This is a genomic window from Dictyoglomus sp. (assembly GCA_025060475.1).
GTDB lineage: Bacteria > Dictyoglomota > Dictyoglomia > Dictyoglomales > Dictyoglomaceae > NZ13-RE01.
This window is the reverse complement of record JANXBZ010000011.1, coordinates 73,907-87,234: the sequence shown is the minus strand read 5'-3', so window position 1 is coordinate 87,234 and position 13,328 is coordinate 73,907. Positions and strand designations below refer to the sequence as shown.

Here is a 13,328-nt window from a genome sequence, read left to right as displayed (position 1 = left end):
TGAAAACGAGGTTTCAATCCCTTATAGGTACTCTACAAACGTGTATGGGCATTGAGATATTCCGAGCTTTCAAAGGGTTTCAATCCCTTATAGGTACTCTACAAACCCCTTATGGAAAAGATAATTAAAACAATTGCAAAAAAGTTTCAATCCCTTATAGGTACTCTACAAACCTTCTGCAGAAAAGCTTTTCTAATTATTTAATTGCTGTTTCAATCCCTTATAGGTACTCTACAAACCCTTAGAACTACATAAAAAACTAAATTCTAAAATTTACTCCCTTATAGGAAAGCTACAATTTTGATTATAATCTATCATAAAAAGTTTCAGTTGTAAAGAGGATTTAATTTGAATTTTTATTTTCTGTCCATCCTCTGGGGTTTTTGCAAGTTTGGAGATAAACAGAAAAATTAACTTTATTTACAATATTATCTAATCATAAGAACATGTTGTCTTTTTTATTTTTTTCTATGCCTAAGATCTCTCTTTCAGTATATTTTGTCGTCCGAAAAATATAAAAAATTACAGAATCTTCTTCAGGATTTATAATTTCCTTTATCTCTATCTTTAATTTTTCGAATTTTGCTTCAGTTATTTCTCCCTCAAGAACAGAGTTTTGAACCCATGTTAAATATTTTCTTCCAACTTTCAGAACTTTATTTACTCTTTCTTCGTTGATATCATAGACCATTATGACATACATTATAATTACCACTCAGAAATTAATGGATAATATTTTTCATCTCCTATTAGATGTTTTTCTAATTTATATAGTTCCATTCTTATTAATCTTCTATAAGAAACATTTTTACCAAGTTTTTTATAAAAAACTGTAGTTCTTAATTTTTCCTCTATTTTACTTATAAAAATTTTTCTTCCAGACTCCTTAAGATAGATTCCGTTTAATTTTTCTTCGAAATCCCTAGATGATAACATATTTTTATTAGTGATATAAAATATTACTCTATCTACTATTATGGGTTTAAAAATTTCTGCGATATCTAAATTCAAAGTAAATCTTCTGAAATTCGTTGCATGTAAATAACCTATTCTTGGGTCAAGATGAGTTTTGTAAATTTCAGATAAAATATAAGAATATAGTAGAGAATTTCCAAAGCTTATTAAAGCATTAATTTGATTTTCTGGGGGTTTTTTAGATCTTTTATCCATTATAAATTCCTTATTCTCAATTATTTTATTAAATTCCGAATAATAAATCTCTCTCACTTTTCCTTCTATAGCCATTATTTCTTCTATAGTATTTTGATAAAATAAATTTTGATATAAGGCATTTATTTTATCTAAAGATTCTAAATTTATTCCTTTTCTTCTATAATAGCTTAAAACTGTAATGATATTAGAAATTGCTCCTTCAACAAATTTTAATGCCAGATATCTTCTTTTTTCAAAATCTAAATAATGCTCTACTTGTTTTAATAAAATATACCCAGAATTGTAGTGTTCGCGAGGATAAAAAGATCCTACATAATAGCCATAGTAATTGTAAAAGTGAAGAATGATTTCTTTTTGAGATAAAAACTCTAAAGCATCTTTATTTAAGATTACTTCTCCAAAAAGATGTATTTCTCTTATATTTTCTACTGGTAAATATTTATGATTTCCGTCTTTAACTTCAAAATAAATAGTATTTTGTTTTCTCTTTAACTCTCCGTTTGAAAAAATATAAATATTTTCACTCATGACCAACAAAATTCTCTATATGCACAATGAGTACAATAAGGTATTTTTTCGAGTTTAGGTGGAAAAGGCTCCATTATGATCATTTGGATTTCTTCTATAGCTTTTCTTAATTTCTCTTCTATCTCTTTTGTGAGTTCTACAGGAATTTTCTTTCTCTCTTTAGGAATTAATACTTCTCCTTTTGCTATAATTCCAATTTCTTTTAATCTCATTAAATAATAAGATAGCTGCATTATTCCAGTAAGTTCTGATCTACTTGATTTTTTGATTTCTCCAATAATAACATTCTCGTCTCCTTGTTTTACTATATCAATTTTCATTTCTCCTACTATAAAACCTTTTTCTTCTCTTTTATAGTAATCCTCTTCTATGAATCTTCCTAATTCTAGAAAAGAATTATCTTGATCAGGAGTAAGTTCATGAGCCATAAACCATAATTCTCTTTTACATATAAAATAGCTTGCTATTAAGGTTCCATTTACATAAGCCATATTTATGTTTAGTAGACCACACAATTCAACTCGTTCTTTTTAAATCCTGTCTCTGAATTATAATAATCAGGAATCTTAGACATGGGTACATATCCTATATTTTGATCAAAGGTTATTTCAAAAATCCATGGAGCATTTTTTTCTATTCTTACATTGACTATATATTCTTCAAGTTTTGCTTTTATCTCTAAAAGCTTTCTTTTCTTCTCCCATCTTTTTAAAGAATCATTCAAAATTATTTTTTTAAACTTATCCCATGTTCTTTGAGCTTCCTCATCAATTTCAATAAATACTGGATAAACTAATCCTTTTTCGTCTATAAGTTTAAAAGAGCTAACAGAGATGATCTCTTTATCTTCATAAAATTTAAGATCTTTTAGGGCTGATAAAATAACTTCAGATTCTTCTTGAGATTTTTCAAATTTTAGTCTTTCAAAGTAATTATTTATCATTTTTATAAATTCTGATTCTTTGATTTTACTAAAAGTAATTAAAGTTTCAAAAGCAATTCTTGGAGCAAGTTTTTTGTATACCATATTAGCATAAGATTTTCCACTTTCATCTTTTAGAGATACCACATAAACCTCTCCTGTGTCTAATTTAAAATTTCTATTGCATCTTCCAGAAGCTTGAATAATAGAATCTAAGGGGCCTATATCTCTTATTACTACATCAAAATCTATATCTACACCTGCCTCTACAACTTGAGTTGAAACAAGTACAGGTTTTAGTCCATTACTTAAATCTCTTTTTATTCTTTCTATTCTTTCAAATCTTTCTTTAGGAATAATATTTGCTGAAAGATAGTAAAGAGGTGAGCATAATTTTTTTTCTTTTAGCTTATTATAGAATTCAATGGAAGATCTTATTGTATTTAATTCTATCATATAAGATTTTTCGGAATCATATAAATCTATAAACCAGCGAAGAAGAGAATCTAAATTTTTTTCTTCTTTTACCTCGCTAAAAAGTAATACCCTGTTGAATTTCCCATAGTAGATTTCATTGTCATCAAGAAGCTCTAAAGTATCGTCAGAAGAAAATATTAAAGGTTTTGTTGCTGTCATTAGAATAATATAGCAGTTTAGATATTTGGACATGAGTTTAAAAATTTTTTCTATTAAATTCCAATATTCTACGGGTATGTTTTGTACTTCATCAAGAATAATTATACTTCTTGATATATTGTGATATTTTTTTAGAAAACTGTTTTTAAAACCAATTATAGTATGCAAAAGCTGTACAAAGGTGGTAACTATAACTTCTGATTCCCAGGATTCAATAAGAGCTAAAGATTCGTCTACTTCTTTAAATTCATTTTCTTCTTCATATTCTATTTTTGTTAAATGATGATGGCTAATTATATAAGAAGAGGAATTTCCTTTAAAATCTTCTATTTTTGATAGAACATCTTTTAATACGTTATAATTTTGATTAATTATAGAAATAAAAGGTAAAGAATAAATAATTCTTGGAGTGTATCCAAACTCTTCTTCTATTTTCTTTCTGAGTTTTAAAGCAAATGCAAAGCCTGTTAAAGTTTTACCTGATCCTGTTGGAGATGTAAAAGTAAAAATTTTTTGTTTTTTTATATCTATATTATCTATTTTTTTAATAACTTTCTGAAAAATTTCTTCTCTTAATTGATTAATATAATCTTTACTTTCCTTAAAAGCCTCTCTTTTATAGACTTCAACAATATCTTCTGGAATTTCTTTTCTATCTATATCTTTTATTTTTCCTGCAGATTTTTTATCTGCATCAATAAGAGAAGAAAATAGAGCTAAAGAAAATACTGCTATTCTTAGTTTTTCTTCCTCTTCTAATTTATTTTCAAATCTATAGAGTTCTCTTCTTAAGAAATCAATTATATAATCTAGATTTTGTTCAAACTCCTCTATAGAAGGTAAAAAGAGATTTTCTAAATCTATATTTATTATTTCTGCATTATTTTTCATGTCTTCTATTTGTTTTAATAAGATTTCTTTCTTAGCACTATCTTCCAGGGTACATCTAAGTCTTGAGAGAGAAGAGAGGTCTAAATGGTGATGATAAATGACAAAGAAAGAAATAAAAGGCAAAAATTCTTTTAATGCGCTATCAATTTCAGTTATCTGGTTAAGCTTTTTTCTAAAAACAAATGCAGAATATAGGGAGGAGATATATCCGTGATCAGCAAGTTTCCCAAAATCTTGTATTTCTAAAAGTCTCTTTTGGAAATAAGTAGTATACTTTCCAAAATCATGAGTAGCGCCTACATAATAAGCTATTCTTTCAAAATCTCCTCCCTCAAAAAAGAAATATTCTGCGGTTCTTTTTCCTACCTCTTCTAAATGTTTTTTAAGTAATACAGATTCTTCAAAGTTTATTTCTTCTCCTTTTTTCTCGACATGGGCATAAAAATTCATTTTAGTCCTCCATAAAAACTACATTATAAATCGTTGATTCATTGATTTTAATTTTATAATAATCAATTTTTCCTCTTAGTACTATCTTACTTGTTTTTATTTCTCCAATATATTCTCTTGGTGGATCTTTTAGCATTCTGTATTTATCAAATGAGAAAGGCATCTTTTCTTTAATGTATTGTGCACCTGGATAGGTTTCTAAATTGATTGTCCTGTTTTTTATATAATCAACACTGATGATAGAGTCTAAAATTACCCGATTTTCTTCATTTTTTTCCATAGATCCTTTTCCAACAAATTCTATATTACCAACAAATTCGGTAACTCCAAGATAAGGAGGAAAGCAAAAAGTATAATTTTTAATCTTTTCTTCTAAAGCATTTAAGATATCTTCATTTCTGTGAAAAAAGAATATTCTATAACATACGTTTTCTTTTATGTTCTGAGGAAAAATAATTTCAAAGGGAACTTGAGTATGTTGCCCTTTACTCGCATTTAGATACTTAACATCATCTGCCCACACATAGTTAATCATTTGTATAATCTTTCTTAAAGGAGATCGAATGGATAATGTAATTTTTGTATTTTCTGGAGAAAAAAGCTCATAATAAGTATCTCTTTCATAGCCAAGAAGACCTGCAATAAGCCCTATTATGGTTGTGCGAGGTGGAAAATAATAAGATAGTGAAGAAGAGTTTGTATAAAACTTTCTAAAATGAGCCATTTTTCCATAAAAATCGAAAACCAAAATTCTCATAATTTCACCATTCTTTCTATATTGATAGATTTACAATATTTTCTTTAAATTTTTCCTTTAATTGATCTGAAAATTTACCATCTTTTATTTTCAATTCTGAATCTTCATAGATGTATATTTTTTCAATCTTTTCTAAATTTTGAATCAAAAGATCTTTAAGCAAAGATAAATCTAATTCAAAATCTTGAATATCTCTTAAATTCTCATCTTTATTTAATTTAATTTTATTTCTTAAATCTCCTAAAAAGTAAGGTCTGTCATATTCGATTCTCAGTAGAAATCTAGGCTTTTGTCCTATTTTACTTCTTGTAGATGCCATTTGAGGAATTGCTTCAATTAATGCTTTATCAAGAAGTTTTACATCCTCTTCAGAAAGATTTGTGTATTTTGCTCTATAGCCACTTATGATCCCATAAAAGGCAATTAAAGAATAATATAATCTCCAGTCTTTTCCAAAAGTTCCGTATTGACCTTTTCCTCCCTCATCTCTCCCTGCAAAAGTAGAAGTTATAGAACTTGAAGTTACGAGTTCTACTTTATTAAGGGAATATCCCCAAGTAAACTGAATGGGTCCTGTAAAAGTAGAACTTGCTCCTTTCTCCTCTTCTCCTGCTTTTATGGGCATAGTAGCACCAAAAAGTCTTACATCGATTAATTTAGAAAGTAAGAAATTTATATCTTCTTTTGTCATTTTGTTTAAATTTACATTTTTTCCTTCTTTTTGGAAAAGTTTTTTTAATCTTTCTGTGGCGTCAACAGTTTCGCCATCTACCTTTGCTACGAAAATTTCATAACCTTGACTTTCCAAATAATCTCTAATGTATCTTTTAAGTCTTACATCGCTTACTAAGTTTATTTCTTTTTCATAGTCCATTCTGGGTTTATTTTCATCATCAGGATCTCCATTAGGATTCGTTAATTTAGCATCATAAAGAAATAATATTTCAGAGTTTTTTAAATAGATTCCCATTATTGTTCCTCCCTTCCTTTTATACTCTTTATTCTTTTATATGTGTTGAAAGCGTACCCAGAGAGAATATAGTAAACATTCTCATTATCGTTTAATTTCCAAGATTTTATATTTTTATCCATGAGAAATTTCATAGCAGAAAAAATTTTTTCATTATAGCCTCTTATCCTGTACTGATCCAGTTTCTCAAAGATCTCATTGGATAAATTAATAAGATTTTTAGAACTTATCCCATTGAAATTGATCTTGTTAAGAATAGGCTTTTTAGCATTGAAATCTCCACCTCTTACTTGCTCATACCCAATTTCACCAATTAAATACCCTAAAAGAAACAAAGCAGTTTCTTCTTCTTCATACCCCATTTTTAAAATGTAATTTTGAATGTCTTCGTCCAATAAATTTTCTAATAATTCAGGCATATTTTCACCTCCTTCGATAAGATTTATCTTTTCAAATAATTTAAGGAGAAGATTAGTTTTTAGGATTGAAAGGGACATTTCTAAATCGTTATTCTTAACCTTTTTTATGTTATATTGAGGAAATTTTTCAAATATATAAATCTTTGCCAGTTCTACAAAATAATTTATAATTATTCTTTTATCAAGTTTGTGTTCCAAAAAGATAGCTTCATAAAGATCTAAAAGTTTTTTATACTCTGAAACTCTTCCTCTTCTTATTGGAATAAGAAAGTAAATATTTTCTAATCCTAAAAACCAATTTTCTCTTTCCCCAAATAGAGATTTTCCTAAATTCTCTACATCTCTTATTGTTTTTCTGATCTTTTCTACCCTTTTTAAATGTACATCTTTTATATATTCTTTTATCTTAAAGGCTGCACTACCAGGTGGACTTTCATAAAAGAATAAGTCAACTTTGCTATAATCCATTAATTCCTCAAATTCTTTATATTCTTCTAAGCTTTTCTGAATTTCCTCCTCAAACCTCAAAAATTCCTCTAGATTAAAAGTTGATCTGACAAAATTCCTCGAGATTTTAATCCAACTTTCTTTCAACTCTTTGCCCAAAGGATTCAAAAACAATCCTGGAATAATCCAAAGATCGTTATTTCCTAGGGATGTTCCTAAGTAGTTTTGAATAAATTTTATTCCTAATATTATATCTTTATAACAATCTCTACATAGACTAAAATTTTTTGAGAATCCCTTTTTTGGTTTTTTCCCTTCAAAATTTGAAGAGAAGGTGATAAGTTTGGTAATATAAAATTTAGCTGGAAATCTTGCAGTATCATAGGTTAATTCCTTTCTTTCTCCACAAATATGGCATATTCCCTCATAATTTTCCTCAAAATTTTCATCTATAAGAGTTTGTTCTATGTAATTTCTATATTCTTCAAATTCTGAAGCTTTTCTACTATTTATAGTTATTGTATATAAAGAAATTTCTTTTTTTGTTAATCCTAATTCCTCTTCAATAATATCTAAGATTTCTTTTTCCCATTTTTTTTCAAGATTTTCAATGTATAGTTTTTCATCAATTCCCTTAGATTCTGGAATTAATATTTCTTTTCTATTTTGTATTTTATTCAAATTCAAACAATATCTTTCTCTTTTCAAAGGTAATTTTATAAAGAACTTATTTTTTATTATTTCCAAAAGTTCTCTCAAATTTCCCTTCTTTAAATTGTAGAGTATATTTATTAAAGAAGAACCATAACCATAACCAGAATTGAAAATTAAATACCTTATGGTATCTGTGGTAAGTCTATCTTGAGGAGAAGAACCTTTTTTATTTCCAACCCATAAATACTCTTCCAAAACCTTATGGTCTATTTCTTTTCTGCTAAGTTTTATTTTCTCTTCCTTAATGTCAAAATCTATTATCACTAAGAATTTTCTATTTCCTTTATTATCAAAAATTAACTCTTCATTGTATTCTACAAGATTAAATACAAAATCAACTTTAGAAAAAGTTCTTACCATTCTTCCAATTTCTATAATATTACTCAGCATCTTTCTCGTCCTCCTTTTCTCTCCATATTTCCCACATGCCAAAACCTTCTGAATTTTTGCTACCTAAACCTGCTTCATAGGTTATTCTTATAAGCTTAGGATCTCCTAAAAGTTCAAATATTCCTGTCCATCCTTCTATGGGGGTATTTTTAAAAAGAACTATTTTTCTGTTTTTTTCTAAAGAGAATTTATAAGGTCTTATATTTAAATATCCTTCTTTGGGAATTTCTTTATAAAAAATTTGAGATTTTTTCTTTGCATTTTCCTCTATAAGTCTTGAGAATTCCTTTTCATTTGGTCTATAAAAATGAATAATTTTAGAGCCATTTTTTATAAAAGTGCTATAAATAGTAAGCGGAGAAAGCATTTTTATATAAATTTTTTCTTCAATTTTTGGTGGAAGAAGAATTTCGAGTTGTGAGATATACACTTTGTTTTTATAAACTGAAAACTCTCTTTCTCTGAAGGCTCTTTCTCCTAAGTTTCCTACTATATCATCTATAGGGGATGAAAAGTAAAAGGTTATTTTTCTACCAAAGTTTAAGTACTTTGTTCCATTATTCTTGAAGATAATCTTTCCCTTTTCAAGGATACGAGAAAAGGTAAAAAGTTTAAATCTTCTTTTACCAAATAAAAATCCTTCGTCGTGAAGCCACTTAGCAATGTGTGAAGAAAAAGTATTATATATTAAAGTTTGAAGATAGTAATTATAATGGCATGGAAGAATTATATCTTTATCCTCAAGGCTTTCATATACTAATTTTATTCTCATAAAAATCACTCCTAATTATCCTTATACACTACTAAAAGGTCATTATTAGACCTTAAGAAATTTTTATTCATAATTTTTTAAAGAGTCCTTTAGTTCTCTTTCTATCTTTTCTCTAAAACTTTCTGGTTCAAGAACTTTTGCATGTTTTCCATAACTTAATACCCATCTTTTTAACTCTTCAGGGTGACCTTCTATTTCAAATATTATTTCTCCATTATCAAGCTCTGTTATTTTCTGGTTCTCATGCCATATTCTTTCTTTTATCCATCTTGCTTGATAGGAATCAAACAGAATTTTTACTCTTTGAATAGCTCCTTTATACATTCTAAAAGCTTTAGAAAGATATTCCTTTGCATCAAAATCCTTTGGAAATTCAAAAGGTTCTAAAAGGATTTTTATTTTTTGTATTCTATCTAAAGCAAAATCTCTTATTTCCTTCCTTAAATGACAATAACCACAAAAATACCAAACTCCCTCATAGTTATAAATATGATAGGGATCTATTTTTCGTTCTGTTATCTCATTTCTTTCTATGGAGTAGTAATTAATAAGAATTCTTTTTTTACTTCTTATTGCAGAAAATATCTTTTCGAAAGTTTCTTTTATATTAACTTTCATTTTTATTGGAGAAAGGGATACTGAAAGAATCATCTCTACTTCTTTAGATCTTATGGTTATTTCTTCGGGCAAAAGAAGCTCTAATTTTTGGGAAAGACTCTTTAATGTATCTTCTAAGGGTGTATTTTTAAATTCCTCAATTAAGTTTATAGAGATTAAAAGAGAGAATATTTCTCCCTCAGTAAGTTTTGGAAATGGAAATTCCCATTTTTCATCGAGGTAATATCCTTTTTTATATCGGTCATATTTAATAGGGGCACTGAATTTATCTCTTAAAATTGCAATATATCTATCAATGGTTTTTTCGCTTACTTCTAGTTTTCTTTGAAGGTCTTCGTTGCTGGGGAAATTTTTAGATTCTATAGCTTTATATAGTTCGTATAATTTAGTTAATAATGATGGACGTCTAATATCAATATTTTTTCTCGCCAATTATAACTGTCCCCTTCGATCCTTTTTGTTAAAAATTATATCACAAAAAAAACGAAGTTTATGATATAATTTATCTAAAAATGAAGGTTTTTATTGGAACTTCGGGATGGAGTTATTTCTGGAATCCTAAAAAAAATCTTCAATGGTACATTGAAAATACTCCTTTTAATGCTGTTGAAGTGAATTCTACCTTTTATCGTTTTCCTTACGAAAGTTTTATAAAATCTTGGGCAAAATTTGGAGAAAGGTTGAGATTTGTTATAAAGGTTCATAGATCAATAACTCACATTCACAGATTGAATGAGCTTGCAAAGGAACAATGGAATAAATTTCAAAACTATTTTATTCCTTTAGATAGCTTTATTGATTTTTATCTTTTTCAAGTACCCCCAAGTTTTAAATCAGAAAATATAAATAGGGTTTTAGAGTTTGCAATTTATACAAAATTAGAAAAGAGATTTGCTTTTGAACCAAGAAGTAGCGACTGGTTTACAGAGAAACATTATGAAAAGTTTAAAGAATGCAAAATAACCTTTGTATCTGTCAATGCCCCAAAATTACCTAATGACTTGGTTATGACTACAGATATTTTATATCTTAGGTTCCATGGAAAAGAAAAATGGTATTCTTATGTATATACTGAAGAAGAATTAAAAGAAATTGCAGAAAAAATAAAAAATCTTTCTCCTGAAAAGGTATATATATTTTTTAATAATGATACAGGAATGCTTCCCAATGGTGAAACGATGGCAAAGCTTTTAAGCTAAAGCTTTATTCTTTTTTATATATGGTAAACATTCTCTTTTATATTCCTTAGGTATTCGTGCCCAAACTTTTACTCCTTTTTCATTAAATTCCTGTTTTTCTATATATATTTTTCCTGTATATTTCTGAAAGTCTTTCCATAAGTTGTAGTCTATACTTAGAGTGTATCTTCGTGTTCCTTTTAAAAGATTTTTTATTATTAGCTTCTTTAATTTATCTATTCCTTGGTTTTTAATAACAGAGATAAAAACAGAAGGATAAAAATCAAGAGTTTTTTTAATTTCTAAAAGTCTTTCTCTTGATATAAGATCGATTTTATTATACGCTCTAATTATAGGTTTATTTTCTACACCAATTTCCTCAAGTATTTTTTCTACCACCTCTATTTGTTTTACAAAGTTTGGATTTGAGATATCTATTAGATGAACGATTAAGTCAACATATAAAACCTCTTCAAGCGTTGCTCGAAAAGCAGTCATTAAGGATGGGGGTAGATTTTTAATAAATCCTACAGTGTCTATTATAAGAAATTCCCAATTATTTTCTAATCTAACTTTTCTTACAGTTGGATCTAAAGTGGCAAATAATTGATCTTCAACCTTTACATTAGAATGAGTAAGAAGATTAAAAAGGGATGACTTTCCTACGTTGGTGTATCCTACCAATGCTACTTGATAAATATCTCTTCTATTTTTTCTCTGAACTTCTCTTTCCTTTTGTACTTCTTTTAATTGTTCTTTTAGAGTATATATTCTTCTTCTTATTTTTCTTCTATCTACTTCAAGTTTTGTTTCCCCAGGACCTCTTGTTCCAATTCCTCCTCCAAGACGAGATAATACTTCTCCCCTTCCCACAAGTCTTGGCAATAGATATTCTAATTGAGCAAGCTCTACTTGAATCTTACCTTCTTTTGTTCTTGCGTGCTGGGCAAAAATATCTAATATTAAAGTTGTTCTATCAATAATTTTACAAGGTATTATCTTTTCTAAGTTTTTTAACTGAGTAGGAGATAGATCTTCATTAAAAATCACAAGTTCTGATTTGTTTTTTAAAACTTTTTCTTCTAATTCTTCTAATTTTCCCCTACTTATAAAGTAAGAGGGATTAATGGAATCTTTTCTGTAAAAAACTATATCTTCTACCTTTGCTCCTGCAGTTTTAGATAAAAGCTTTAATTCTTCTAAACCTTCATTATCTCCTATTTTAACAACAAGGATGGCTTTCTCGATTTCCAATCATCCCTCCTTAAGAAATTTCTTATTCTCTCTAAAGCAGTTATTAATCTATCTTCCTTTATGGTTGTAGATATTCTTATATATCCTTCTCCGTACTCTCCATATCCAATTCCAGGAACAACCAGTACTCCAACTTCCTCAAGAAGAAGAGCAGAAAAATCGGTAGATGTAAATCCCTGAGGTACAGGCACCCAAACATAAAAAGTTCCTTTTGGAGGAATAATTGGAACTCCTAAATCTTCAAAAGCAGAAAGGACCATATCCCTTCTTTTTTGATATATTTTTGCACTGTTTTTTGGATGTTCCCTTAGATTATTTAGTGCAGTAATTCCAGCATACTGTATTGCTTGAAATACTCCAGAATCTACATTGGTCTTAATAGTTGAAAGTATTGAAATAAGCTCAGAATTTCCCACAGCATAACCAATTCTCCATCCTGTCATATTAAAGGTTTTTGATAAAGATCCAAATTCTATAGCGATTTCTTTTGCAGATGGTATTTCTAAAATACTTGGAGCAATAAATCCATCAAAAGTAATTTCTGAGTATGCATTGTCATAAAAAATCATTAAGTTATTTTCTCTTGCGAAGAATACTGCTTCTTCTAATCCTTTCTTATCTATTACCGCACCAGTAGGATTACTAGGATAATTTAAAAACATAGCTTTACACTTCTTTACAATCTGAGTATCTAAATCTTCCCATCTTGGAAGAAAATTATTTTCAGCTTTTAAAGGAATGGGATATGGAATTCCTCCTGCGAGTATTGTCGCTATTTTATATACTGGATATCCAGGATCAGGACAAAGAACTCCATCACCCTCATCAATGACTCCCCAGAGCATATGAACTAGTCCTTCTTTTGATCCTATTAGAGATAAAACTTCAGTTTTAGGATCTAAATCTACATTAAATCTATATTTATACCAGTCTGCTACAGCTTTTCTATACTCTAAAAGCCCCTCGTAGGATGGATATCTATGATTCTCTGGATTTAATGCTTCTTCACATAACTTTTCTATAATAGGAAGGGGAGTAGGTTGATCAGGATCTCCAATTCCTAAACTTATAACATCTATTCCTTTTCTTATTGCTTCCTCCTTTAACTGATCTATTCTTGCAAATAAATATGGAGGAAGATTCTCAATTCTTTTTGCTTTTTTAAACATTTATTTAACACCGCCTTTCTTTTTTTTAAGTTTTAGTAGT

General features: G+C 28.2%; 12 protein-coding genes and 1 CRISPR repeat array. Of the genes, 1 reads left to right on the top strand and 11 read right to left on the bottom strand.

The window, feature by feature from the left end; translation table 11 throughout:
• Window positions 1-10: 10 nt before the first annotated feature.
• Window positions 11-300: a CRISPR direct-repeat array (repeat unit 30 nt; unit sequence GTTTCAATCCCTTATAGGTACTCTACAAAC).
• 136 nt (window positions 301-436) lie between these two features.
• The 9 genes from cas2 to NZ841_07235 all read right to left on the bottom strand — a co-directional run bounded on the left by cas2 (window position 437) and on the right by NZ841_07235 (window position 10,119).
• Complete coding sequence (cas2, locus tag NZ841_07275; GenBank protein MCS7202556.1) at window positions 437-703, bottom strand: CRISPR-associated endonuclease Cas2; 267 nt, start codon at window positions 701-703, stop codon at window positions 437-439.
• Window positions 704-708: 5 nt separating this feature from the next.
• A complete protein-coding gene (gene cas1b / locus NZ841_07270; protein MCS7202555.1) occupies window positions 709-1,701 on the bottom strand; it encodes a type I-B CRISPR-associated endonuclease Cas1b in 993 nt (330 codons plus the stop codon).
• Entirely contained in the window at window positions 1,698-2,216 is a 519-nt protein-coding gene (gene cas4 / locus NZ841_07265) for a CRISPR-associated protein Cas4 (GenBank protein ID MCS7202554.1), read from the bottom strand. Before cas4 ends, cas1b begins: the two co-directional genes overlap by 4 nt.
• Window positions 2,201-4,600, bottom strand: a complete 2,400-nt coding sequence (cas3, locus tag NZ841_07260) for a CRISPR-associated helicase Cas3' (protein ID MCS7202553.1) — start codon at window positions 4,598-4,600, stop codon at window positions 2,201-2,203. Before cas3 ends, cas4 begins: the two co-directional genes overlap by 16 nt.
• A gap of 1 nt (window position 4,601) precedes the next feature.
• Complete coding sequence (gene cas5b, locus NZ841_07255) at window positions 4,602-5,357, bottom strand: type I-B CRISPR-associated protein Cas5b (protein ID MCS7202552.1); 756 nt, start codon at window positions 5,355-5,357, stop codon at window positions 4,602-4,604.
• A gap of 16 nt (window positions 5,358-5,373) precedes the next feature.
• Window positions 5,374-6,327, bottom strand: coding sequence for a type I-B CRISPR-associated protein Cas7/Csh2 (gene cas7b / locus NZ841_07250; GenBank protein ID MCS7202551.1), 954 nt, complete (start codon window positions 6,325-6,327; stop codon window positions 5,374-5,376).
• Window positions 6,327-8,297 carry a TIGR02556 family CRISPR-associated protein gene (locus NZ841_07245; GenBank protein ID MCS7202550.1) on the bottom strand — a complete coding sequence of 657 codons (1,971 nt, stop codon included), beginning with the start codon at window positions 8,295-8,297 and terminating at the stop codon, window positions 6,327-6,329. The genes cas7b and NZ841_07245 overlap by 1 nt, the downstream gene beginning before the upstream one ends.
• On the bottom strand, window positions 8,287-9,069 hold the full coding sequence (cas6, locus tag NZ841_07240; protein MCS7202549.1) for a CRISPR-associated endoribonuclease Cas6: 783 nt from the start codon (window positions 9,067-9,069) through the stop codon (window positions 8,287-8,289). Before cas6 ends, NZ841_07245 begins: the two co-directional genes overlap by 11 nt.
• A gap of 63 nt (window positions 9,070-9,132) precedes the next feature.
• Entirely contained in the window at window positions 9,133-10,119 is a 987-nt protein-coding gene (locus NZ841_07235; GenBank protein MCS7202548.1) for a WYL domain-containing protein, read from the bottom strand.
• An 80-nt stretch (window positions 10,120-10,199) separates the two neighbouring features.
• Between NZ841_07235 and NZ841_07230 the strand changes: the two genes are divergently transcribed.
• Window positions 10,200-10,886, top strand: a complete 687-nt coding sequence (locus NZ841_07230) for a DUF72 domain-containing protein (GenBank protein ID MCS7202547.1) — start codon at window positions 10,200-10,202, stop codon at window positions 10,884-10,886.
• On the opposite strand, the gene hflX is transcribed toward NZ841_07230, so the two are convergent.
• On the bottom strand, window positions 10,878-12,119 hold the full coding sequence (gene hflX, locus NZ841_07225; protein ID MCS7202546.1) for a GTPase HflX: 1,242 nt from the start codon (window positions 12,117-12,119) through the stop codon (window positions 10,878-10,880). The genes NZ841_07230 and hflX overlap by 9 nt on opposite strands.
• Entirely contained in the window at window positions 12,083-13,288 is a 1,206-nt protein-coding gene (locus tag NZ841_07220) for an LL-diaminopimelate aminotransferase (protein ID MCS7202545.1), read from the bottom strand. The genes hflX and NZ841_07220 overlap by 37 nt, the downstream gene beginning before the upstream one ends.
• Window positions 13,289-13,328: the final 40 nt, after the last annotated feature.